Genomic DNA, 21,495 nt, shown 5'->3' with positions numbered 1-21,495 from the left:
GACACTTCATGATCGAGTCAAGGGTGCCTCGAGGACACGAAAACGCCGGCGACCGTCGCCCAAGTGGACGCGGTCACCGGCGTTCTGAGTCGGCGTCAGCCGACCAGGTTGTCGGCCATCTCCTCGGTGAGGCTGGACTCGGTGCCCGGGATGCCGAGGTCCTGGGCGCGCTTGTCGGCCATGGCCAGCAGTCGGCGGATACGGCCGGCGACGGCGTCCTTGGTCAGCGGCGGGTCGGCGAGCGCGCCCAGCTCCTCCAGGGAGGCCTGCTTGTGCTCCATGCGCAGCCGTCCGGCGGCGGCGAGGTGCTCGGGGACCTCCTCGCCGAGGATCTCCAGGGCGCGCTGGACGCGGGCACCGGCGGCGACGGCCGCGCGCGCGGAGCGGCGGAGGTTGGCGTCGTCGAAGTTGGCGAGCCGGTTGGCCGTGGCGCGGACCTCGCGGCGCATCCGCCGCTCCTCCCAGGCCAGCACGGACTCATGGGCACCGAGACGGGTGAGCAGCGCGCCGATCGCGTCACCGTCGCGGACCACCACGCGGTCCACTCCGCGCACCTCACGGGCCTTGGCGGCGATGGAGAGCCGGCGGGCGGCGCCGACGAGCGCGAGCGCGGCCTCGGGGCCCGGGCAGGTCACCTCCAGGGAGGAGGACCGGCCGGGCTCGGTGAGCGAGCCGTGCGCCAGGAAGGCACCGCGCCAGGCGGCCTCGGCGTCACAGGTGGCGCCGGAGACGACCTGTGGGGGCAGGCCGCGGATCGGCCGGCCCCGCCCGTCCACCAGGCCGGTCTGCCGGGCCAGCTGGTCACCGCCGGCGACGACCCGGACGACGTAGCGCGAGCCGCGGCGCAGCCCGCCCGGCGCCATCACGATCAGCTCGGAGCTGTGGCCGAAGATCTCCAGGATGTCCCGCTTGAGCCGGCGGGCCGCCATCGCGGTGTCCAGCTCCGCCTCGATCACGATGCGCCCGCTGACCAGGTGGAGGCCGCCGGCGAACCGCAGAATGGCGGAGACCTCCGCCTTCCTGCAGCAGGTCCGGGTGACGGGGAGCCGGGAGATCTCGTCCTTCACCGCTGCCGTCATCGCCATGGGCCGATCCTTCCATGCATCCGAAAAATACGGTCGTACGCGGCGGCCAGCAGCTCCGGGTCGTGCCGCGGAGATCCGTCCCGCGCGGCGACCGGAGCCAGCTCGACCGCGGCCCCGAGCCGTTTGGCGGCCTCGGTGAGCACCTCGCGGTCGGGCACGGCAGCCTCGTCGGCCAGCACCACGTCCAGGGCGAGTTTAGGGGCGTGTCGTCCCAAAACCTCCAAATGACGCTGCGGGGAGAAGCCTTCGGTTTCTCCGGGCTGCGGCGCGAGGTTCAGCGAGAGTACCCGGCGCGCCTTCGTCTCGGTCAGCGCGTCCAGCAGCTCGGGCACGAGCAGGTGCGGAATGACCGAGGAGAACCAGGAGCCCGGGCCCAGCACCACCCAGTCGGCGTCCATGACCGCGGCGACCGCCTCCGGCACGGCGGGCGGGTCGTGCGGCACGAGGTGCACGGACTGCACCTCGCCGGGGGTGAGCGCCACGGTGGCCTGCCCGCGCACGGTGTCGACCTCCTCGGGCCGCTCCGGATCGTGCCCCTTGACCAGCGCCTGCAGCTCCAGGGGTACGGCGGACATGGGCAGCACGCGCCCGTGCGCGCCGAGCAGCTTGCCGACCAGGTCCAGGGCCTGCACATGGTCGCCGAGCTGTTCCCACAGGGCGACGATCAGCAGGTTGCCGACCGCGTGGTCGTGCAGGTCGCCCTGGGAGGTGAAGCGGTGCTGGATCACCCGGGACCAGGTCTGGCCCCAGTCGTCGTCGCCGCACAGCGCCGCCAGCGCCTTGCGCAGATCGCCGGGCGGCAGGACGCCCAGCTCGTCGCGCAGGCGCCCGCTGGAGCCGCCGTCGTCGGCCACCGTCACGACGGCGGTGAGATCACCGGTGATCCGGCGCAGCGCGGCGAGCGAGGCGGACAGACCCATGCCGCCGCCGAGCGCGACGACCTTGGGCTGGGTGCCCCTGCGGCGCGGCCGGCCGCCGCGTGCCTCGACCGGGCGGCCGATCCGGCTTTCCGGCACGACCCGGCCGACCCTGATCAGCCGCGGTGTACGTCCTGTCATTCGCGTCCCATGTCCCGGTGTACGACCACCGTCTCCACACCCTGCGCGGCGAGCCGTGCGGCGAGCTTCTCCGAGGTGGCCACCGAGCGGTGCTTGCCGCCGGTGCAGCCGACCGCGATGGTCACATAGCGCTTGCCCTCACGACGGTAGCCCGCGGCAATCAGTTGCAGCAGCTCGGTGTACCGGTCGAGGAACTCCTTGGCGCCGGGCTGGTTGAAGACGTACGCCGCCACCTCCTCGTTCAGGCCGGTGTAGGGGCGCAGCTCCGGAACCCAGTGCGGGTTGGGCAGGAAGCGCATGTCGACGACCAGGTCGGCGTCGACGGGGAGGCCGTACTTGAAGCCGAAGGACATCACGGTGGCCCGCAGCTCGGGCTCCTCCTCGCCCGCGAACTGGGCGTCCATCTTGGCGCGCAGCTCGTGCACGTTGAGGCTGGAGGTGTCGATCACCAGGTCGGCGTCGCCGCGCAGCTCGCGCAGCAGCTCCCGCTCGGCGGCGATGCCGTCGACGATACGGCCGTCGCCCTGGAGGGGGTGCGGCCGGCGCACCGACTCGAACCGGCGCACCAGGGCCTCGTCGGAGGACTCCAGGAAGACGATGCGCCGGGTCACGCCCCGGGTGTCGAGGTCGGCGAGCGACTCGCGCAGGTTGTCGAAGAAACGGCGGCCGCGGACGTCCACGACGACCGCGATCCGGGCCACGTTGCCCTGGGAACGGGCGCCGAGCTCCACCATGGTGGGGATCAGCGCGGGCGGCAGGTTGTCGACGACGAACCAGCCGAGGTCCTCCAGACACTTCGCGGCCGTCGAGCGCCCGGCTCCGGACATGCCGGAGATGATCACCAGTTCGGGGATGGTGGCCTCGGGGGCCCCGTTCGGCTCGCCGGCCGTACTCACCTGTGCTCCGTGTTCCTCGGGCGGTTGCTGTCGGCTCTGATCATCGCCCATGTCCTGGTGGGCCTGATCTCGCTCGGCTGTGGGCTGCTTTTCCTGCTCGGTCATGTCTCCTGCCCCCGTCGTTCGTCCGGGGTACCCGCGGTCACGGGCTCCCCCGGGGTGCCCGCCGTCGTCCCGGGCGCCCCGTCCTCCATGTCTTCCATGATCTCTCCCGTCGCCGTGTTCACGGCGGGCGCGGCCGGGGCCGCCCGGGCGAAGGCCGCGGCAATGGTCTCGGCCGTTTTACGGCCTATGCCGGGAACCTCACAGATCTGGTCGATTGTCGCCGATCGAAGCTTCTTCACCGAACCGAAGTGCTTGATCAACGCCTGCTTGCGGGTGTCGCCGAGGCCCGGCACGTCGTCCAGGGGGCTCGACCGGAAGCGCTTGGCGCGCTTGGCGCGCTGGTAGGTGATGGCGAAGCGGTGGGCCTCGTCGCGGACCCTCTGGAGCAGATACAGGCCCTCGCTGGAGCGGGGCAGGACGACCGGGTCGTCCTCGCCGGGCACCCAGACCTCCTCCAGGCGCTTGGCGAGCCCGCACACGGCGATGTCGTCGATGCCCAGCTCGTCCAGGGCCTTCTTCGCGGCGGCGACCTGGGGCCGCCCGCCGTCGACGACGACGAGCTGGGGCGGGTAGGCGAACTTCCGGGGCCGGCCGTCGTCGTCCTTGAGGCCGTTGCCGGAGGCACCGTCGGCGCCGGTCCCGGCGGCGCCGTCGAGGGGGGTCTCAGCGGGGCCGTCGAGGCCGGTCGCGGTGGCGGCGCCGAGGCCGGGCCCGGTGGCCTCCCGCGGATCCTCGTCCACCCACTCGCCGGTCTTCTCCTTCTCGGCGATGTACCGCTTGAAGCGGCGGGAGATCACCTCGTGCATGGACCGGACGTCGTCCTGCCCCGCGAAGCCCTTGATCTGGAAACGGCGGTACTCGCCCTTGCGCTGGAGGCCGTCCTCGAAGACGACCATGGAGGCCACGACGTCGTCGCCCTGGAGGTGGGAGATGTCGTAGCACTCGATCCGCAGCGGCGCGCTGTCCAGGTCGAGGGCCTCGGCGATCTCCTCCAGGGCCCGCGAACGGGTGGTCAGGTCGGAGGCGCGCTTGGTCTTGTGCAGGCCGAGGGCCTGCAGGGCGTTGCGCTGGACGGTCTCCATCAGCGCCTTCTTGTCCCCGCGCTGCGGGATGCGCAGCGACACGTTCGAGCCGCGGCGCCCGGTGAGCCACTCCTGGACCGGCTCGACCGGGTCCGGCAGGGCCGGGACCAGGACCTCCTTGGGGACGGAGTCCCCGCTCTCCTCGCCGTAGAGCTGCTGCAGGGCGTGCTCGACGAGGGCGCCGGTGGTGATCTCCTCGACCTTGTCGGTGACCCAGCCGCGCTGGCCGCGCACCCGCCCGCCGCGCACGTGGAAGATCTGGACGGCCGCCTCCAGCTCGTCCTCGGCGACCGCGATCAGGTCGGCGTCGGTCGCGTCGGCGAGCACGACCGCGTTCTTCTCCATGGCCTTCTTCAGGGCCCCGATGTCGTCGCGCAGCCGCGCGGCACGCTCGTACTCCATCTCGTCGGCCGCCGCCATCATCTGCTTCTCCAGGCGGCGCAGATAGGTGCCGGTGCGGCCGGCCATGAAGTCGCTGAACTCCTCGGCGAGTTCGCGGTGCTCCTCGGGCGTGACGCGGCCCACACAGGGCGCGGAGCACTTGCCGATGTAGCCGAGCAGACAGGGACGGTCGGTGCGGGCGGCGTTCTTGAACACGCCGGCCGAGCAGGTGCGGACCGGGAAGACGCGCAGCAGGAGGTCGACGGTGTCGCGGATCGCCCACGCGTGGGCGTACGGCCCGAAGTAGCGCACGCCCTTCTTCTTGTGACCGCGCATCACCTGGACGCGCGGGAACTCTTCGTTCATGGTCACCGCGAGGTACGGGTAGCTCTTGTCGTCGCGGTACTTGACGTTGAACCGGGGGTCGTACTCCTTGATCCAGGAGTACTCCAGCTGGAGCGCCTCGACCTCCGTGGACACCACCGTCCACTCCACGGACGCCGCCGTGGTGACCATGGTGCGGGTGCGGGGGTGCAGGCCCGCCAGGTCCTGGAAGTAGTTCGCCAGGCGCTGGCGCAGGCTCTTCGCCTTTCCGACGTAGATCACCCGGCGGTGCTCGTCGCGGAACCTGTACACCCCCGGGGAGTCCGGGATCTGCCCCGGAGAGGGGCGGTAGCTGGAGGGGTCGGCCATGTTTCACACCCTACTGGCGAGGGGTGACAGCGCGGCGCGCCCGTGGACAACGGCGGCGGACCGGGGCGCTACCCCCGGTAACACGTGAGTGGATCCAGGGCGGGGAACGTATGTGCGGCTGTTGGGTTCCAGGTGTTGTCGGGGCTTGGTCAACACGCTTCAATGCGGAGGAACCCGGGCCCGGCCCTCCCGCCGCCCGCGCGAACGGTCCGACCAGCCGTGAACGCCTCACAGAAAGGCCCCTGCATGCCGCACGCCCCTCAGCACGCGGATGTCGCCGTCGCCACCGCGGAGCCGGAGCCGTACGCGCAGGAGCCGAAACCGTACGCGCAGGAGCCTGACCGGTACGCACAGGAGCCGGAGCCGTACGCGGACCGGGACGGCGGGGACCCGCGGCCGGGCCGGGACCTGGACGCGCTGCTCAGCGGCGGTCCCTTCCACGTCGCCCTGCGCGCCGCCATCGCCGCGCGCGGGCTGCCCCTCCAGCGCGTGCAGCACCACCTGTCGCGATACGGCGTCAAAGTCGGCGTCACGAGCCTGAGTTACTGGCAGCAGGGCGCCCGCAGGCCGCAGCGGCCCGAGTCGCTGCGCGCGGTACGCGCGCTGGAGGAGATCCTCCAGCTGCCGGACGAGTCGCTGATCCGGCTGCTCGCCGACGGCGACGAACAGTCGGCGCAGCGGCGGCCCGCGGGCCGCTCCTACCGTGCCCTCGTCGAGGCCGACGGCGTCCTGGAAGAGCTGCTCGCCGAGCTGGAGGCCCCGGTCGACGGCGGCCTGCACACCCTGGGGCTGCACGAGCGGGTACGGATCGGCGGCCGGGGCGAACTGGCCGGGCGCGAGTCGCACCACATCGTGCGCGCCCACCGGGACGGCGTCGACCGCTTCGTGGCCGTCTACCACGGCGACCCGGGCTGCACGCCCGAGTTCATGCGGGTCCAGGCTCTGGAGAACTGCCGCACCGGGCGCGTACGGCTGCACCACGACACCGGCGTCCTCGTCGCCGAGCTGCTCTTCGACACCCGCCTGCGCTCCGGCGACACCTTCCTCTTCCGGTACGGCGTCGAGGACGGCACCGCCGGTGTGTCCCGGGAGTACGCGCGCGGGTTCGGCCTGCCGGGCGGCCAGTACGCCCTCCAGGTCCACTTCGCGGAGCACCGGCTGCCGGTGCGCTGCCACCGGTTCGCCCAGCACTCGGCGGCGGCCCCGCGCAGCGCCCGTCAGGAACTGCCCGTCAGCCCACAGCACCGCTCGGTCCACCTCGTGGAGCCGCGGCTTCGCGCGGGGATCCTGGGGATCGGGTGGGACTGGGAGTGAGCCCGGCCGGCCGGGCGAACGGTCAGGCGGTGGCCGCCGGCCCCGCCACGATCCGGCCGTTCTTGGCCTCCACCGGCAGCTCCTTCAGCGGCGCGGTCGCCGGCGCCCGCAGCACCTCACCGCTCGTCGCGTCGAACTCGCTGCCGTGACAGGGACAGCTGAGCTTCGTCCCCTCCAGCTTGTTGATGGGGCACAACGCGTGCGTGCAGATCGTGCTGTACGCCTTCAACGCGCCGTCCGCGTCCCGGCTGACGACCACGTTGTGATCGCGGTACAGCTTCGCGCTTCCCTTGGCGACCTCGCTCTCCGCACCGAGGTCGACGGGCGCGCTCGGCTCGTCGTCCGTCGTCCCCCCGCCCGGTGAGCACGCGGCGAGGCCGAGCCCGGCCACGGGGGTGAGGGCCGCTCCGCGCAGGACGGTACGGCGGGACGGGGTCGGGCGGCCGGACATGCGGGTCTCCACTGGTCAGAGGCGGCGGGCAGGGTCGAGCACGGCGACGATACCGGCCGGGTGGGGTGGCAGCGGTGTGAGGGCAGGCTGACGTAAACGCTTGCGCAAGCGTTTACGTCAGCCGTCGAATGGGATACCTTCCGGGCCAGAAGCACCAGAAGAACAGCCCGCGGACACACCGGGGACACGCCCGAGGAGGGGGAGCCGCGATGCCGACCATGGCCGACGTGGCCCGGGACGCGGGCGTCTCCGTGGCGACCGTCTCGCACGTCCTCAACGACACCCGCCCGGTGCTTCCCCACACGCGGCAGGCCGTCCTGGACGCCATCGACCGGCTCGGCTACACCCCGAACTCGCTGGCCCGCTCCCTGGTGACCGCGCGCACCCGGTCCATCGGCCTCGCGGTGTCCGCGATCAGCAATCCCTACTTCACGGAGATCCTCCAGGGCGTCGAGGCCGGCGCCCTGGAGCACGGCTACAGCCTGCTCATCGCCGATCCGCACGACGACCCCGAGCACGAGCGCAAGGTCGTCCAGCTGTTGCACGAGCGGCGCGTGGACGGCATGATCGTGGCGCCCTCGGCGAACCCGGCCGGCCTCCTCGCCTACCTGCGCCGGCACGCCGTGCCGACGGTGTTCCTGGACCGGCTGGTGGACGAGGCGGCCGCGCCGCACTTCGACCAGGTGTGCGCGGCGAGCGCCGAGCCGACGGCCCGGCTGGTCACCCATCTCGCGGAGCTCGGCCACCGGCGGATCGGCCTGGTCGCCGGGCGGCCCGGGCTCAGCACCACCAGCGAGCGGATCACCGGCTACCGGCACGGGCTCGCGCACGCCGGTCTCCCGCACGACGAACGCCTGGTCGCGCACGGCGACTCCGAGTCGGCCGGCGCCGAACACGCCACCGCGCGGCTGCTCTCCCTCGCCGCGCCGCCCACGGCCCTGGTGACCGCCAACAACGCGATGACCATCGGCGCCCTGCGCTCCTTGCGCGCCCACGGCCTGTCCGTGCCCGACGACATCGCCCTGTGCTGCTTCGACGACTTCGCCTGGGCCGACCTGTTCGCGCCGAGGCTCACCGCCATCGCCCAGCCCAGCAAGGAGATCGGCGCCCAGGCCGTCCGCGTGCTCCTGGACCGGCTCGCCGACCCGGACCGGCCCGCCCGGACCGTGCGCCTGGACTGCGCCTTCGTGCACCGCACCTCCTGCGGCTGCCCCGAACCGCTCCCCGCCCCAGCGAAAGGAACCGTCTCGTGATCGTCGTCGCCGGTGAGGCCCTGATCGACCTCGTGCCGCAGGGCACGGGCGCCCTCGCGAGCCTGCGCCCCGCGCTCGGCGGCGGCCCCTTCAACACGGCCGTGGCGCTGGGCCGCCTCGGCTCCCCCACCGCGTTCTGCTCCCGCCTCTCCTCGGACGCCTTCGGCGAGGCCCTGCTGGACGGGCTGCGGCGGGACGGGGTGGACGTCTCCGGCGTGCGACGCGGGAGCGAGCCGACCACCCTCGCGGTCGCCACCGTCGACGAGGGCGGCTCGGCCGCGTACTCCTTCTACGTCGACGGCACCGCCGACCGCCTGTTCACGGCGCCCGCGGCCCTGCCGGACGGCACGCGCGCGGTGTCCTTCGGAACCTGTTCGCTCGTCCTGGAGCCGGGTGCGACCGCCTACGAGGAGCTGATGCGCGGCGCGGCCGCGCAGGGCGTGTTCACGGCCCTCGACCCGAACATCCGCCCCGGCCTCATCGCCGACCCCGACGCCTACCGGGCCCGGTTCCGCTCCTGGCTGCCGTCGGTGTCGCTGCTCAAGCTGTCCGCGGAGGACGCCGAGTGGCTCGGCGGCACCCCGCGCGCGTGGCTGGCCGAGGGGCCCGGCGCCGTGGTGGTCACCCATGGCGGCGACGGCCTCACGGTCCTCACCCGCGACGGCGCCGAGCACTCCGTACCCGGCGAGAAGGTCGACGTCGTGGACACGATCGGCGCCGGGGACACCGTGAACGCGGCCTTGCTGCACGGGTTGTCGGTCCGGGACGCGCTGTCCCCGCGGGCGCTCGCCCGGCTCGGCGAGGAGGACTGGACGGCCCTGCTCGGGTTCGCGGCCCGAGCGGCCGCGATCACCTGCTCGCGCGCGGGCGCGGAACCGCCGTACGCCGCCGAGCTGGCCGACGTACCGCTCACCCGCTGACCGCGCGCAGGGCTCCCGGTGTACGGCCGTTGAGGCGGTCGAGGGCGGTGGCGGTGGCCTCGTCGGCGGGCAGATGGACGACCATGCGCTGGCCGTCGTCGGGGAGCGCGAGCGTCTCGTGGGTCAGCCGCAGCGTGCCCGCCTCGGGGTGGACGACGACATCGGCTCCGGCATGCCGCGGCGCCGCGGGGAGGGCGGAGAGCCGGTCGCTGAAGGCGGCGCCCGCGGTGATCGTCAGCTCGTCGGCGAGCGCGGCCACGTACGGGTCCTGCGGCACGGCCTCGTGCCTGAGGTGGGCGACCTGTTCGTCGGCGAGGCGGTCCCAGCCGGGGAACGCGGTGCGGGCGCGCTCATCGGTGAAGACGTAGCGGAGCAGGTTGGGCCGTTCCTCGTCGAGCAGGCCGAGCGGGCGGGCGAGCCGGTCGTAGCCCATCGTCCAGGCGAGGATGTCGCCGATCCAGTTGAGCAGGACGGCGGGGGTGGGTTCCAGGCGGTCGAGCATGGCGCGCGGTCCGGCCCGGACCGTCCGGGTGGGCGGCACGGCCTGCATGCACGACGCCCTGCCGCCGGCGGCCTCCTTGGCGAGGCGGCGCAGCAGGACGCGGTCCGGCACGGTGAGCCGGAGGGCGTCGCTCAGGGCGCCGAGGACTTGGGACGAAGGGTTGCGGTCGCGGCCCTGTTCGAGGCGCGTGACGTACTCGACGCTGACGCCCGCGAGGGTGGCCAGCTCGGCGCGGCGCAGACCGGGGGTGCGGCGGCGCGGTCCGGTGGGCAGTCCGGCCTCGGCGGGCTCCACGGCCTCGCGGCGGCTGCGCAGGAAGGCTCCCAGCTCGTTCTCGCTCACCCTCGCAACGTACCGCGCGAACGCCCGTCGGATCGTGGCCCTCGTGCTACCACCCTCGACACGGCCTCCCTCCCGTCCGTCGGCCGCCGCAGGGTGGAGGCATGACTCAGGACAACGCCTCGACCACCGCCGTGACCCTGCCGCTCGCCCCCGGCGAGTGGCCCTTCGACCCGCTGCACTCGGCCGTCAACTTCACCATCCGCCACCTCGGCATCGCCAAGGTGCGCGGCCGCTTCCGCGAGGTGAGCGCCGAGTTGTACGTCGGTGAGCGGGCCGACGAGATCCGGGTGAGCGCCGAGATCGCGCTGGCCTCCATCGACACCGGGAATCCCGATCGGGACGCGCACACCCGCGCCGCCGATCTGCTGGACGTGGAGAAACGGCCGACGATGACGTTCCGCTCGACCCGGGTGTCCGGGGCCGGCGACGACTGGTCGATGGAGGGCGAGCTGACCATCGGGGACGTGACCCGTCCGGTGACGCTGGCCGTGGAGTTCGGCGGGCTCGGCGACTTCAACGGCAGGCGGCACGCCGGGTTCGAGGCGACGGGCGAGATCCGGCGCAGCGATTTCGGGCTCGACTTCGGCAGCGGACTGCTCAGCGACGTGGTGAAGATCCAGCTGGACATGGAGTTCATGGAGCCCGCGACACGTGAGTCCTGACGGATTCGGCGGATCCGTGCGGCCCGAGGGCCCGTGCGTGCCGAGCGCCCCCGCGGAAGGTCTCCGCGGGGGCGCTCGTCGTAGGGCAGGACGGGCTCAGGCCTTGCGGGCCCGGGTCGTCTTCTTCGCCGGGGCCGCCTTCTTGGTGGCTCCGGCGGCCTTCTTGGTGGCGGTGTTGTTGGCGGCCTTCGTCGTCCGCGCGGTGGCGGTCTTCTTCGCCGTGGCCTTGGCCGCGACGGTCTTCTTCGCCGTCGACTTGGCCGCGACCGCCTTCTTCGCCGCCGCCTTGCGCGGGGCGCGCACGGAGGCCGCGTCGCTGATCCGGTCGCCGAGGATCTCCCGCAGGAACTTGCCGGTGTGGCTGGCCGGGACCGCGGCGACCTCCTCGGGGGTGCCCTCGGCGACGACCAGGCCGCCGCCCGCGCCGCCCTCGGGGCCCATGTCGACGACCCAGTCGGCGGTCTTGATCACGTCGAGGTTGTGCTCGATGACGATGACCGTGTTGCCCTTGTCGACCAGGCCCGCCAGGACCTTCAGCAGCTTGCTGATGTCCTCGAAGTGCAGACCGGTGGTCGGCTCGTCCAGGACGTAGACCGTGCGTCCGGTGGAGCGCTTCTGCAGCTCGCTGGCGAGCTTCACGCGCTGGGCCTCACCGCCGGACAGGGTGGTGGCGGACTGGCCGAGCCGGACGTAGCCGAGGCCGACGTCGTTCAGCGTCCTCAGGTGGCGGTTGATCGCCGGGACGGCCTCGAAGAAGTCCATCGCTTCCTCGATCGGCATGTTCAGGACCTCGGCGATGGACTTGCCCTTGTAGTGGACCTCCAGGGTCTCCCGGTTGTACCGGGCGCCGTGGCACACCTCGCACGGGACGTAGACGTCCGGGAGGAAGTTCATCTCGATCTTGATCGTGCCGTCGCCCGCGCAGTTCTCGCAGCGGCCGCCCTTGACGTTGAAGGAGAAGCGGCCGGGCAGATAGCCGCGGACCTTCGCCTCGGTGGTCTCCGCGAACAGCTTGCGGATGTGGTCGAAGACGCCGGTGTACGTCGCCGGGTTGGACCGCGGGGTGCGGCCGATGGGCGACTGGTCGACGTGGACGACCTTGTCGACGAGGTCGTCGCCGTCCACGCGCGTGTGCCGCCCCGGGACGCTCCGGGCGCCGTTCAGCTCGCGGGCCAGGTGCGTGTACAGGATGTCGTTGACCAGCGTCGACTTGCCGGAGCCGGAGACGCCGGTGACCGCCGTGAACAGGCCGAGCGGGAACGAGACGTCGATGTCCTGGAGGTTGTTCTCCCGGGCGCCGTGCACCGTGAGCTGCCGGGTCGGGTCCTGCGGGCGCCGGATGTCGGGCAGCGGGATGGACTTCTTGCCGGAGAGGTACTGCCCGGTCTGCGACTCGGCGTTGGCGAGCAGCTCCTTCAGGGAACCACTGTGCACGACCTTGCCGCCGTGCTCACCGGCGCCGGGGCCGATGTCGACGATCCAGTCGGCGACCTTGATGGTGTCCTCGTCGTGCTCGACGACGATGAGCGTGTTGCCCATGTCGCGCAGCCGGACCAGGGTCTCGATCAGCCGGTGGTTGTCCCGCTGGTGCAGGCCGATGGACGGCTCGTCGAGGACGTACAGCACGCCCACGAGGCCGGAGCCGATCTGGGTGGCGAGGCGGATGCGCTGGGCCTCGCCGCCGGAGAGGGTGCCGGCCGCGCGGTTGAGCGAGAGGTAGTCCAGGCCGACGTCGACCAGGAACCGCAGTCGTTCGTTGACCTCCTTCAGCACGCGCTCGGCGATCTTCTTGTCGCGGGCGCTCAGCCTCAGCTCGCCCAGGAAGTCCGCGCAGTCGCTGATCGACATCGCGGAGACCTCGGCGATCGACTTCTCCATGATCGTGACCGCGAGGACGATCGGCTTCAGGCGCGTGCCCTCACAGGTGGGACAGGGCACCTCGCGCATGTAGCCCTCGAAGCGCTCACGGCTGGCGTCGGACTCGGCCTCGCTGTGCCGGCGCTTGACGAAGGGCACGGCGCCCTCGAACGGCGTGGTGTACACCCGCTCGCGGCCGTACCGGTTGCGGTAGCGGACCTCGATCTGCGTCTTGTGGCCGTACAGCAGGGCCTTCTTGGCGCGCTGCGGCAGGCCCGCGAAGGGGATGTCGGTCCGGAAGCCCAGCGCGTCCGCGAGGGCGCCGATGAGCCGGCCGAAGTAGTCCTTGGTGTGGCCGTGCGACCAGGGGTGGATGGCGCCCTCGTCGAGGCTCTTGTCCTCGTCCGGGACGATCAGCTCGGGGTCCACCTCCATGCGCGTGCCGATACCCGTGCACTCGGGGCAGGCGCCGAAGGGCGAGTTGAAGGAGAAGGAGCGCGGCTCCAGCTCCTCGAAGGAGAGGTCGTCGTACGGGCAGTACAGGTGCTCCGAGTACATGCGCTCGCGCTCGGGGTCGTCCTCGGGGAGGTCGACGAAGTCCAGTACGACCATGCCGCCGGACAGGCCGAGGGCGGTCTCGACGGAGTCGGTCAGGCGGCGCTTGGCGGAGTCCTTCACGGTGAGGCGGTCGATGACCACCTCGATGGTGTGCTTCTCCTGCTTCTTGAGCGTGGGCGGGTTGGAGAGCTGGACGGTCTCGCCGTCCACCCGCGCGCGGGAGTAGCCCTTGGTCTGGAGGTCGGCGAAGAGGTCGACGAACTCGCCCTTGCGCTCGCGCACCAGCGGCGACAGCACCTGGAAGCGGCTGCCCTCGGGCAGCTCCAGCACCTTGTCGACGATGGCCTGGGGCGACTGGCGCGAGATCGGGCGGCCGCACTCGGGACAGTGCGGCTTGCCGATGCGCGCGAAGAGCAGGCGCAGGTAGTCGTAGACCTCGGTGATGGTGCCGACCGTCGACCGGGGGTTGCGGGAGGTCGACTTCTGGTCGATGGAGACCGCGGGCGAGAGGCCCTCGATGAAGTCCACGTCCGGCTTGTCCATCTGGCCGAGGAACTGGCGGGCGTACGAGGACAGCGACTCCACGTAGCGCCGCTGGCCCTCCGCGAAGATGGTGTCGAAGGCCAGCGAGGACTTGCCCGACCCCGACAGGCCCGTGAAGACGATGAGCGAGTCGCGCGGCAGGTCGAGCGAGACATTCTTGAGGTTGTGCTCGCGCGCGCCACGGACGATGAGACGGTCGGCCACGCCGGTCCGCACCTTTCTTGAGAGAAGTGACAGGGGCGGGGCCCCCGTCGTTCTTCAGACTAGGGGGAGCCACTGACAACGCCGGTCGGATCCCCGGAGGCGTAACAATCCCCAACCATCCAGCATGCCCGACGCCACGTCCGACCATATAGCACGTGCATTCGATTTACGGCACCGCTTCACCACCTTCACCCGAAGGTGTGGCGGGACTAAGGTCAGCAGCATGATTGATCACGCTCATGACCTGGCGTCTGTACGTGACGCGACCGAACGGCTGCTCACCGCAGCCGCCAAACTGGACAACGCCTCGGTCGCCGAGCCGTCACGGCTGCCCGGCTGGACCCGCGGCCATGTCCTCGCCCACCTCGCCCGCAACGCGGACGCCCTCGTGAACGTGCTCGAAGGGCGCCCCATGTACGTCTCCGGCGAGGCCCGGGACGCCGACATCGAGCGGGACGCCCCGCGCGGCCTCGACGTCCAGCTCGCCGACGTGCGCGAGAGCGCGAACCGCTTCGCGCGGGCCGGGGAGGCGCCCGGGGACTGGTCGCGCACCGTGGAGCTGCGCAACGGCGTGACCGACTCCGCCTCCCGGGTGCCGTTCCGGCGCTGGGTCGAGGTGGAGCTGCACCACGTGGACCTCGGCATCGGGTACGAGCTGGAGGATCTTCCGGAGGAGTTCGTCCAGCGGGAGATCAACTTTCTCGCGGCGCGCTTCCGGGGCAACCCGGGCGTGCCCGCCGTGGTGATCGCGCAGGACGACGGCCGCCGTGTCCCCACCGGAGGGGGCGAGGGAGAACCGGTCACGGTCAGCGGCCGCCAGGCCGATCTGCTCGGCTGGCTGTGCGGCCGGCGCGACGGCTCGGCGCTGACCGCCTCCGGAGGGCCGCTGCCGACGCTGCCGCCGCTATAGGCTGCCGCCATGACGTACAGCGGAGAGGTGACGGTCGGCGGCCCGGCGGACGTGCACGAGCTGAAGGACCTGATGATCACCAAGATCGCGGTCGGTCCGATGGACAACAACTGCTATCTGCTGCGCTGCCGGGCCACGGACGAGCAGCTGCTGATCGACGCGGCCAACGACGCGGCCACGCTGCTCGGGATGATCGGTGACGACGGCATCGCGTCCGTCGTCACCACCCATCAGCACGGCGATCACTGGCAGGCGCTCGCCCGGGTCGTCGAGGCCACCGGCGCGCGCACGTACGCGGGGCGCGCCGACGCCGAGGGCATCCCCGTGCCGACCGACGTCCCGGTCGACGACGGGGACGTCATCCGCGTGGGGCGCGTGGAACTCACCGCGCGCCACCTGGTCGGGCACACGCCGGGCTCCATCGCCCTGGTCTACGACGACCCGCACGGGCACCCCCATGTGTTCACCGGGGACTGCCTGTTCCCGGGCGGTGTGGGCAACACCCGCAAGGACCCGGAGGCGTTCGCCAGCCTGATCCACGACGTCGAGACGAAGCTGTTCGCCGTGCTGCCGGACGAGACCTGGGTCTACCCGGGCCACGGCAACGACACCTCGCTCGGCGCGGAGCGCCCGCACCTGCCGGCGTGGCACGCGCGGGGGTGGTGAACGAAGGAGTGGTGAACGACGGGGTGCACGCGCCCCGTGTGAACGCTTCGCACGCACCCGCGCCCCGCGCGCGCTCCCCCAAACGTCCCGTCGCGCGGTCGACTTGAGGCAACCCGCACAGGATGACGGCTCCTGCGCGGAACGGGCCGCCGGTCTCATTCCCCGCCCTCGACCGGCGGCCCGGAGTGTCAGGCCTGCGCGCGCGCCGCTCCCGCCAGCGCCGCCACCCGCTCCACGCCGAAGACGTACCCCTGCACACCGCACCCCGCGATGACCCCGTCGGCGCGCAGCGAGACGTAGGAGTGGTGGCGGAAGGACTCGCGCTGGTGGATGTTGGAGATGTGGACCTCCAACACCGGCAGGCCGTCACAGGTGTTGAGGGCGTCCAGGATCGCGACGGACGTGTGGGAGTAGGCGCCCGGGTTGATCACGATCCCGCAGTGGTTCAGCCGCGCCTCGTGGATCCAGTCGACCAACTCGCCCTCGTGGTTGGACTGACGGAAGTCCACCGTCCCGCCGTGCGCGGCCGCCGCCTTGGCGCACATCGCCTCGACGTCCGCGAGGGTGTCGGAGCCGTAGATCTCGGGCTGACGCTGGCCGAGCAGGTTCAGATTGGGTCCGTTGAGGATCATGATCGGTGCGTTGGCCAGGGTGCGGGGCACGGTTCCTCCGGTCCGTTCGACGTGCGCGGCCCCTGGGAGGACCGCTGCTCAGACCCGGTTTATCACGGTGCGCCGAGGTGGGGAGGGGCCATACCCTCCCCGAATGACGACGATCTCGTACCCTCCCAAGCCGTCACCCGGCGACCGCATTGCCGTGATCTCGCCCGGCGCCGGACTGCCGGGGCTCTTCCCACACCCCTTCGACCTGGGCCTGGAGCGACTGCGCAAGGAATACGGCCTCGTGCCGGTCGAGTACCCGACGACCCGCAGGATGGGCGCGACCCCGCAGGAGCGGGCCGCCGACGTCAACGCCGCCTTCGCCGACCCGGAGATCAAGGTGATCATGGCCTCGATCGGCGGCGACGATCAGATCACCGTGCTGCCCTTCCTGGACCGGGAGTTGATCCGGGCGAACCCGAAGCCGTTCTTCGGGATGAGCGACAACACGAACCTGCTCGCGTTTCTGTACCGCACCGGAATCGTCGGCTATCACGGCGCGACCGTGATGACCGCGCTCGGGCGTCCGGTGGCCATGGATCCGCTGACCGCCGACTCCCTGCGGGCCGCCCTGTTCACCTCCGGTGCGCACGAACTCACGCCCGCCGAGCGCTGGAACGACGTCGACCGGGACTGGCAGGATCCCGCGACCTTCGAGACCGAACCTCCCACCCGGCCGGGCGCGGGGTGGACCTGGGTGAACGCCGACCGGGTGGTGGAGGGCCGCAGTTGGGGCGGCTGTCTGGAGATCCTCGGCTGGCTGCTCATGGCCGACCGCGAGATCCCGCGCGATCTGTCCCAGTTCGACGGCGGGGTGCTGCTCCTGGAGACCTCGGAGGAGATGCCGAGCGCCGAGGAGGTCTTCCGCACGCTGCGGAACATGGGCGAGCGCGGGATCCTCCAGCGCTTCTCCGCCCTGTTGATGGGCCGGGCCAAGACCTGGTCCTTCGAACACCCGAACAGCCCGGAGGAGGCGGATCGTTACGCCGACGGCCAGCGCCAGGCCGTGCTGCGCGCGATGCGCATGTATGCCCCCGACACCACGATCGTCTTCGACGTGGACTTCGGCCACACCAGCCCCCAACTGGTCATCCCCTACGGCGGACTCGTCCGGGTCGACGGCCCCGCCCGGCGCATCACCGTCACCTACTAGTCACGCCAACGCGCCCCCGTAACCCACGATCACTGTGGGTAGTTGACGCGGCATGCACGACGTACGCACCGTAAGGGCGCCCTCCATGCTCCGCCTCGCGGCCGCCTCGCTCGCCGGGACGGCCATCGAGTTCTACGACTTCTTCGTCTACGGGACAGCGGCGGCGCTGGTCCTGGGGCCGCTGTTCTTCCCCACGTTCTCGCCGGTGGCGGGGACCCTGGCCGCGTTCGGGACCTTCGGCGTGGGGTTCGTGGCCCGGCCGCTCGGCTCGGTGCTCTTCGGGCACATCGGCGACCGGCACGGGCGGCGGCCGGTCCTGGTGGCCTCCTTGCTGCTGACCGGCGCCTCGACGGTCGCGGTCGGCTGTGTACCGACGTACGACACGATCGGGGTGGCCGCTCCGGTGCTGCTGCTCGTCCTGCGCTTTCTGCAGGGTCTCGGGCTCGGCGGGGAGTGGGGCGGGGCCGTCCTGCTGACCGCGGAGCACGCGCCCGCCGATCGGCGGGGGCTGTGGTCGAGTTTTCCGCAGATCGGTCCCGCGGTCGGCTTTCTGCTCGCGAACGGCGTGACGCTGGCGCTCGCGGCCTCGCTGTCCGAGGCGCAGTTCGCGCAGTGGGGCTGGCGGGTGCCGTTCTGGGCGGCGGGGGTGCTGGCCGTGGCGGGGCTGTGGCTGAGGTCCTCGCTCGCGGAGAGCCCGCAGTTCCTGGAGATCGACGACCACGCGCGCGTGCCGCTCGCCGAGGTCGTGCGCGACCACTGGCGGCTCGTCCTGCTGACGGCCGGCGCGCTGGCGATCGGGTACGCCATCTTCTACGCGGTGACCACCTGGTCCCTGGCCTATGGGACGGAACGGCTCGGGGTGAGCCGTACGGTCATGCTGGTCTGCATCATGGGCGCCGTCCTGGTCAAGGGTTCGCTCACCCCGCTGGTGGCGCTGCTCGGGGACCGGTACGGGCGCCGGCCGATGTGCCTGGCCGGGTGCGCGGCGGCCGCGGTGTGGATGTTCCCGATGGTGGCGCTGCTCGCCACCGGATCGCCGCTGCTGATGTTCTTCGGGTTCCTGGGGGCGATGCTCGCCTTCATCACGATGTTCGCCGTCATCGCCGCCTATCTGCCGGAGCTGTACGAGCCGCGGGTGCGCTGCACGGGCGCCGCCGTCGGCTACAACCTCGGCGGGGTCCTCGGCGGCGCGCTCACGCCCCTCGCGGCGACCGCGCTGGCCGAGCAGCAGGGAGGCCGGGTGCCGTGGGGCGTGGGGGCGTATCTGACCGGAATCGCCCTGCTCAGCCTGTGCTGCTTCGCATTGCTGCCGGAGACCCGTCCGGCGCGGGCCGGGGCACCGGCGCGGACGCCGGTCATGGATTGATCGCGAGTTCCAGGTAGGCGGCGAAGATCACCAGGTGCACCCCTCCCTGGAGGGGTGTGGCCCGGCCCGGCACCACCGTCAGGGAGGCGACGACGACGGTGAGGGCGAGCAGCAGCATGTGCGTGGCGCCGAGGCCGAGGACCAGCGGGCCGGAGAGCCAGATCGTCGCCAGGGCGACCGCGGGGATGGTCAGCCCGATGCTCGCCATCGCCGAGCCGAGCGCGAGGTTCAGACTGGTCTGCACCCGGTCGCGGCGGGCGGAGCGCAGCGCCGCGATCGTCTCGGGCAGCAGCACCAGCAGGGCGATGATCACGCCGACGACGGCATGGGGCAGCCCGGCCGACTCCACGCCCGACTCGATGGTCGGCGACACCGCCTTGGCGAGCCCCACCACGCCGACCAGCGCAAGGCCCAGCAGTCCGAGGCTGATCAGGGCGGTCCGGGCGCTCGGGGCGTGGGCGTGGTCGTCGATGGTGATCACCTCGCCCTGCCGGGTGATGGGCAGGAAGTAGTCGCGGTGCCGCACGGTCTGGGTCGCCACGAACAGGCCGTACAGGACGAGCGAGGAGATCGCGGCGAAGGTGAGCTGCAGGGTGGAGAACTCCGGTCCCGGCTCGGTGGTCGTGAACGTCGGCAGGACCAGGCTGAGCGTGGCGAGGGTGGCGACGGTGGCGAGCGCGGCGCCGGTGCCCTCGGGGTTGAAGACCGCGGTGCCGTGGCGCAGGGAGGCGACCAGCAGGCACAGGCCGACGATGCCGTTGCAGGTGATCATCACGGCCGCGAAGACGGTGTCCCGGGCGAGCGTCGCGCTCTTGGAGCCGCCGTCCGCCATGAGGGTGACGATGAGGGCGACCTCGATCACGGTGACCGCGATGGCGAGGACCAGGGAGCCGAAGGGCTCCCCCACCCGGTGGGCGACGACCTCGGCATGGTGGACGGCGGCCAGGACGGCTCCGGCGAGCACCAGCGTGACCACGGCGACGACGACGCCCGGCAGATCCCGGCCCCATGTGAAGGCCAGCAGGACGACCGCGAGCACCGGCGCGAGGGACGTCCACTGAAGGGCGAGCGACCTCAGCCGAGTGATCATGCAGTGATCGTCGCAAAGGCGGACGGGCCCCGCATGTCGGTCGGTCGGGGCCCGTCGCCCTGCGTCGGGTCAGGTGAGGTCCTCCGCGTCCAGCAGATCGCAGTTGAGGTAGCGGGCCTCCCGGGTGCACAGGGCGACCATCTGTTCGGCCATCTTGGTCGTCTCCGGGTTCTCGCTGTTGCGCATGGCTTCCTCGTACGAGTCGAACTCGATGACCGCGAAGTAGCGCCCGGGCGTGTCACGGTCCTGGAGGAGCATCCGCCGGGTGGGGCCGCCCTCCTGGCCTGCCATGCGCTGCCTGGCGTCGTCCATCAGCTGGTTCATTTCGTCGAGCCGCTCGGTCTCGAAGTCGATGATCTGCACGAACTTCACGGATTACCTCCGCAGGGCACTGCGCTCCCGGGGCGGGAAACGCGCTCGGGACAACGCAATCACCGGGAGCGGTCCGCGGCAATCGCCACGCGCCTCTCCCGGTGATGGTTGTTCCTACGCCCGAAGCCGTCAGGCCTCGATGCTGTCCTTCGGAGCGCCTTCGCTCTCCTTCTGCGCCGCCTCGGCCGCCGCCTGCTTCTTGGAAGCGCGCAGGCTGGTGATCGTGGTGACGACCAGGACCGAGCAGATCACGCCGAGGGAGACCGGAATGCTGATCTCCGGGACGTGCACCCCGGACTCGTGCAGCGCGTGCAGCACGAGCTTCACGCCGATGAAGCCGAGGATGATCGACAGGCCGTAGCTGAGGTGGACCAGCTTCTTCAGCAGGCCACCGATGAGGAAGTACAGCTGCCGCAGACCCATCAGCGCGAACGCGTTGGCGGTGAAGACGATGTACGGGTCCTGCGTCAGGCCGAAGATCGCGGGGATGGAGTCCAGGGCGAACAGGACGTCCGTCGAGCCGATCGCGAGCATCACGACGAGCATCGGGGTCATGACCCGCTTGCCGTTCTGCTGGATCCACAGCTTGGTGCCGTGGTAGCGGTCGGCGACACCGAACCTGCGCTCGGCGGCCTTGAGCAGCTTGTTCTCCTCGAACTCCTCGTCCTCCTCCTCGGCCCGGGCCTCCTGGATGAGCTTCCAGGCGGTCCAGATGAGGAAGGCGCCGAAGATGTAGAACACCCAGGCGAAGCTGGCGATGATCGCGGCACCGGCGGCGATGAAGATCGCGCGCAGCACGAGGGCTATCAGCACACCGACCAGCAGCACCCGCTGCTGGTACTGCGAGGGCACGGCGAACTTCGCCATGATCAGGACGAAGACGAAGAGGTTGTCGACGCTCAGCGACTTCTCGGTGATGAAGCCGGCGAAGAACTCACCGGCGGGCTGTCCGCCGCCGAAGAAGAGCAGGCCGAGGCCGAAGAGTCCGGCCAGGACGATCCAGACGACGGTCCAGATCCCGGCTTCCTTGATGGACACGTCGTGCGGCTTGCGGCCGATGAAGAAGTCGACCGCGATCAGGGCGGCGAGGCCCACGATCGTGAGGACCCACAGGGTCAGGGAAACATCCACTGCGCCTCCGGCAGTACGTAACGGCAAATGTCAGCGTCGTCGCTGCCGGAGGTCTCTTCCACCCGAGGAACGGGCCGACGCCCCGGGATCTGGCCTGATCCGTATTGACGGGTACGCCGCAGTAGACAGGGAGTACTCCCCTCCGCACGAATGAGAGTACCCAATGACCAAGGAAAGGTAAAGAGCTAAGTAAAAGGAGAGCCAAAACCGCAGGTCAGAATGACTTTACGGTTGCTTTGTAA

General features: G+C 71.3%; 19 protein-coding genes. 8 read left to right on the top strand and 11 right to left on the bottom strand.

Annotated features, from left to right (window positions below):
• Positions 1-95: 95 nt before the first annotated feature.
• From whiA to uvrC, 4 genes are read right to left on the bottom strand one after another with little or no spacing between them, the layout of a single operon-like run.
• On the bottom strand, positions 96-1,085 hold the full coding sequence (gene whiA, locus ACWDRW_RS19720) for a DNA-binding protein WhiA (protein ID WP_451724806.1): 990 nt from the start codon (positions 1,083-1,085) through the stop codon (positions 96-98).
• Positions 1,076-2,143, bottom strand: coding sequence for a gluconeogenesis factor YvcK family protein (locus ACWDRW_RS19715; RefSeq protein WP_451724805.1), 1,068 nt, complete (start codon positions 2,141-2,143; stop codon positions 1,076-1,078). The genes whiA and ACWDRW_RS19715 overlap by 10 nt, the downstream gene beginning before the upstream one ends.
• Positions 2,140-3,144 (bottom strand): RNase adapter RapZ, encoded by a 1,005-nt coding sequence (gene rapZ, locus ACWDRW_RS19710; protein WP_451724803.1) that lies wholly within the window; start codon positions 3,142-3,144, stop codon positions 2,140-2,142. Before rapZ ends, ACWDRW_RS19715 begins: the two co-directional genes overlap by 4 nt.
• Positions 3,141-5,300 carry an excinuclease ABC subunit UvrC gene (gene uvrC / locus ACWDRW_RS19705; protein WP_451724801.1) on the bottom strand — a complete coding sequence of 720 codons (2,160 nt, stop codon included), beginning with the start codon at positions 5,298-5,300 and terminating at the stop codon, positions 3,141-3,143. Before uvrC ends, rapZ begins: the two co-directional genes overlap by 4 nt.
• Positions 5,301-5,546: 246 nt before the next feature.
• Between uvrC and ACWDRW_RS19700 the strand changes: the two genes are divergently transcribed.
• Positions 5,547-6,614 carry a hypothetical protein gene (locus tag ACWDRW_RS19700; RefSeq protein WP_451724799.1) on the top strand — a complete coding sequence of 356 codons (1,068 nt, stop codon included), beginning with the start codon at positions 5,547-5,549 and terminating at the stop codon, positions 6,612-6,614.
• Between the two features lie 22 nt (positions 6,615-6,636).
• On the opposite strand, the gene ACWDRW_RS19695 is transcribed toward ACWDRW_RS19700, so the two are convergent.
• Positions 6,637-7,065, bottom strand: coding sequence for a Rieske (2Fe-2S) protein (locus tag ACWDRW_RS19695; RefSeq protein ID WP_451724797.1), 429 nt, complete (start codon positions 7,063-7,065; stop codon positions 6,637-6,639).
• 209 nt (positions 7,066-7,274) lie between these two features.
• On the opposite strand from ACWDRW_RS19695, the gene ACWDRW_RS19690 reads away from it, so the two are divergent.
• Entirely contained in the window at positions 7,275-8,318 is a 1,044-nt protein-coding gene (locus tag ACWDRW_RS19690; RefSeq protein ID WP_451724794.1) for a LacI family DNA-binding transcriptional regulator, read from the top strand.
• Positions 8,315-9,238, top strand: a complete 924-nt coding sequence (locus ACWDRW_RS19685) for a carbohydrate kinase family protein (protein ID WP_451724792.1) — start codon at positions 8,315-8,317, stop codon at positions 9,236-9,238. The genes ACWDRW_RS19690 and ACWDRW_RS19685 overlap by 4 nt, the downstream gene beginning before the upstream one ends.
• On the opposite strand, the gene ACWDRW_RS19680 is transcribed toward ACWDRW_RS19685, so the two are convergent.
• On the bottom strand, positions 9,228-10,082 hold the full coding sequence (locus ACWDRW_RS19680; RefSeq protein WP_451724790.1) for a helix-turn-helix domain-containing protein: 855 nt from the start codon (positions 10,080-10,082) through the stop codon (positions 9,228-9,230). The genes ACWDRW_RS19685 and ACWDRW_RS19680 overlap by 11 nt on opposite strands.
• A gap of 101 nt (positions 10,083-10,183) precedes the next feature.
• Between ACWDRW_RS19680 and ACWDRW_RS19675 the strand changes: the two genes are divergently transcribed.
• Positions 10,184-10,744, top strand: coding sequence for a YceI family protein (locus tag ACWDRW_RS19675; protein ID WP_451724789.1), 561 nt, complete (start codon positions 10,184-10,186; stop codon positions 10,742-10,744).
• A gap of 96 nt (positions 10,745-10,840) precedes the next feature.
• On the opposite strand, the gene uvrA is transcribed toward ACWDRW_RS19675, so the two are convergent.
• The gene (uvrA, locus tag ACWDRW_RS19670; protein ID WP_451724787.1) at positions 10,841-13,906 is read right to left on the bottom strand and encodes an excinuclease ABC subunit UvrA; all 3,066 of its coding nucleotides are present in this window, start codon (positions 13,904-13,906) and stop codon (positions 10,841-10,843) included.
• A gap of 223 nt (positions 13,907-14,129) precedes the next feature.
• Between uvrA and ACWDRW_RS19665 the strand changes: the two genes are divergently transcribed.
• Together ACWDRW_RS19665 and ACWDRW_RS19660 are read left to right on the top strand one after the other, a co-directional pair.
• The gene (locus tag ACWDRW_RS19665) at positions 14,130-14,816 is read left to right on the top strand and encodes a maleylpyruvate isomerase family mycothiol-dependent enzyme (protein WP_451724785.1); all 687 of its coding nucleotides are present in this window, start codon (positions 14,130-14,132) and stop codon (positions 14,814-14,816) included.
• Positions 14,817-14,825: 9 nt separating this feature from the next.
• A complete protein-coding gene (locus ACWDRW_RS19660) occupies positions 14,826-15,482 on the top strand; it encodes an MBL fold metallo-hydrolase (RefSeq protein ID WP_451724783.1) in 657 nt (218 codons plus the stop codon).
• Between the two features lie 188 nt (positions 15,483-15,670).
• Here the strand turns inward: ACWDRW_RS19660 and aroQ are convergent, their stop codons facing one another.
• Positions 15,671-16,144: a type II 3-dehydroquinate dehydratase gene (aroQ, locus tag ACWDRW_RS19655; protein ID WP_451724782.1), complete on the bottom strand. Its 474-nt coding sequence runs from the start codon at positions 16,142-16,144 to the stop codon at positions 15,671-15,673.
• A gap of 103 nt (positions 16,145-16,247) precedes the next feature.
• Between aroQ and ACWDRW_RS19650 the strand changes: the two genes are divergently transcribed.
• Positions 16,248-17,294 carry a S66 family peptidase gene (locus ACWDRW_RS19650; RefSeq protein WP_451724779.1) on the top strand — a complete coding sequence of 349 codons (1,047 nt, stop codon included), beginning with the start codon at positions 16,248-16,250 and terminating at the stop codon, positions 17,292-17,294.
• An 85-nt stretch (positions 17,295-17,379) separates the two neighbouring features.
• Complete coding sequence (locus ACWDRW_RS19645) at positions 17,380-18,660, top strand: MFS transporter (RefSeq protein WP_451724777.1); 1,281 nt, start codon at positions 17,380-17,382, stop codon at positions 18,658-18,660.
• Here ACWDRW_RS19645 and ACWDRW_RS19640 read toward each other — a convergent pair.
• The 3 genes from ACWDRW_RS19640 to ACWDRW_RS19630 all read right to left on the bottom strand — a co-directional run bounded on the left by ACWDRW_RS19640 (position 18,650) and on the right by ACWDRW_RS19630 (position 21,253).
• The gene (locus tag ACWDRW_RS19640) at positions 18,650-19,750 is read right to left on the bottom strand and encodes a calcium:proton antiporter (protein WP_451724775.1); all 1,101 of its coding nucleotides are present in this window, start codon (positions 19,748-19,750) and stop codon (positions 18,650-18,652) included. The two genes, ACWDRW_RS19645 and ACWDRW_RS19640, sit on opposite strands and share 11 nt — an antisense overlap.
• Positions 19,751-19,819: 69 nt before the next feature.
• Positions 19,820-20,122, bottom strand: a complete 303-nt coding sequence (locus tag ACWDRW_RS19635; RefSeq protein ID WP_451724773.1) for a hypothetical protein — start codon at positions 20,120-20,122, stop codon at positions 19,820-19,822.
• Between the two features lie 129 nt (positions 20,123-20,251).
• Positions 20,252-21,253 carry a TerC/Alx family metal homeostasis membrane protein gene (locus tag ACWDRW_RS19630; RefSeq protein ID WP_451724772.1) on the bottom strand — a complete coding sequence of 334 codons (1,002 nt, stop codon included), beginning with the start codon at positions 21,251-21,253 and terminating at the stop codon, positions 20,252-20,254.
• Positions 21,254-21,495: the final 242 nt, after the last annotated feature.

It is taken from the genome of Streptomyces sp. NPDC003635 (assembly GCF_053587635.1).
The sequence above is the reverse complement of the archived record's forward strand: the minus strand, read 5'-3'. Positions and strand labels throughout refer to the sequence as shown.

What these genes read in the sequence shown, in the direction of transcription:
- rapZ (WP_451724803.1), bottom strand. Translation starts at nt 3,144, where the DNA reads ATGACCGAGCAGGAAAAGCAGCCCACAGCCGAGCGAGATCAGGCCCAC.
- ACWDRW_RS19660 (WP_451724783.1), top strand. Translation starts at nt 14,826, where the DNA reads ATGACGTACAGCGGAGAGGTGACGGTCGGCGGCCCGGCGGACGTGCAC.
- ACWDRW_RS19645 (WP_451724777.1), top strand. Translation starts at nt 17,380, where the DNA reads ATGCTCCGCCTCGCGGCCGCCTCGCTCGCCGGGACGGCCATCGAGTTC.
- ACWDRW_RS19695 (WP_451724797.1), bottom strand. Translation starts at nt 7,065, where the DNA reads ATGTCCGGCCGCCCGACCCCGTCCCGCCGTACCGTCCTGCGCGGAGCG.
- ACWDRW_RS19650 (WP_451724779.1), top strand. Translation starts at nt 16,248, where the DNA reads ATGACGACGATCTCGTACCCTCCCAAGCCGTCACCCGGCGACCGCATT.
- ACWDRW_RS19665 (WP_451724785.1), top strand. Translation starts at nt 14,130, where the DNA reads ATGATTGATCACGCTCATGACCTGGCGTCTGTACGTGACGCGACCGAA.
- ACWDRW_RS19700 (WP_451724799.1), top strand. Translation starts at nt 5,547, where the DNA reads ATGCCGCACGCCCCTCAGCACGCGGATGTCGCCGTCGCCACCGCGGAG.
- ACWDRW_RS19640 (WP_451724775.1), bottom strand. Translation starts at nt 19,750, where the DNA reads ATGATCACTCGGCTGAGGTCGCTCGCCCTTCAGTGGACGTCCCTCGCG.
- whiA (WP_451724806.1), bottom strand. Translation starts at nt 1,085, where the DNA reads ATGGCGATGACGGCAGCGGTGAAGGACGAGATCTCCCGGCTCCCCGTC.
- uvrC (WP_451724801.1), bottom strand. Translation starts at nt 5,300, where the DNA reads ATGGCCGACCCCTCCAGCTACCGCCCCTCTCCGGGGCAGATCCCGGAC.
- ACWDRW_RS19690 (WP_451724794.1), top strand. Translation starts at nt 7,275, where the DNA reads ATGCCGACCATGGCCGACGTGGCCCGGGACGCGGGCGTCTCCGTGGCG.
- ACWDRW_RS19715 (WP_451724805.1), bottom strand. Translation starts at nt 2,143, where the DNA reads ATGACAGGACGTACACCGCGGCTGATCAGGGTCGGCCGGGTCGTGCCG.
- ACWDRW_RS19675 (WP_451724789.1), top strand. Translation starts at nt 10,184, where the DNA reads ATGACTCAGGACAACGCCTCGACCACCGCCGTGACCCTGCCGCTCGCC.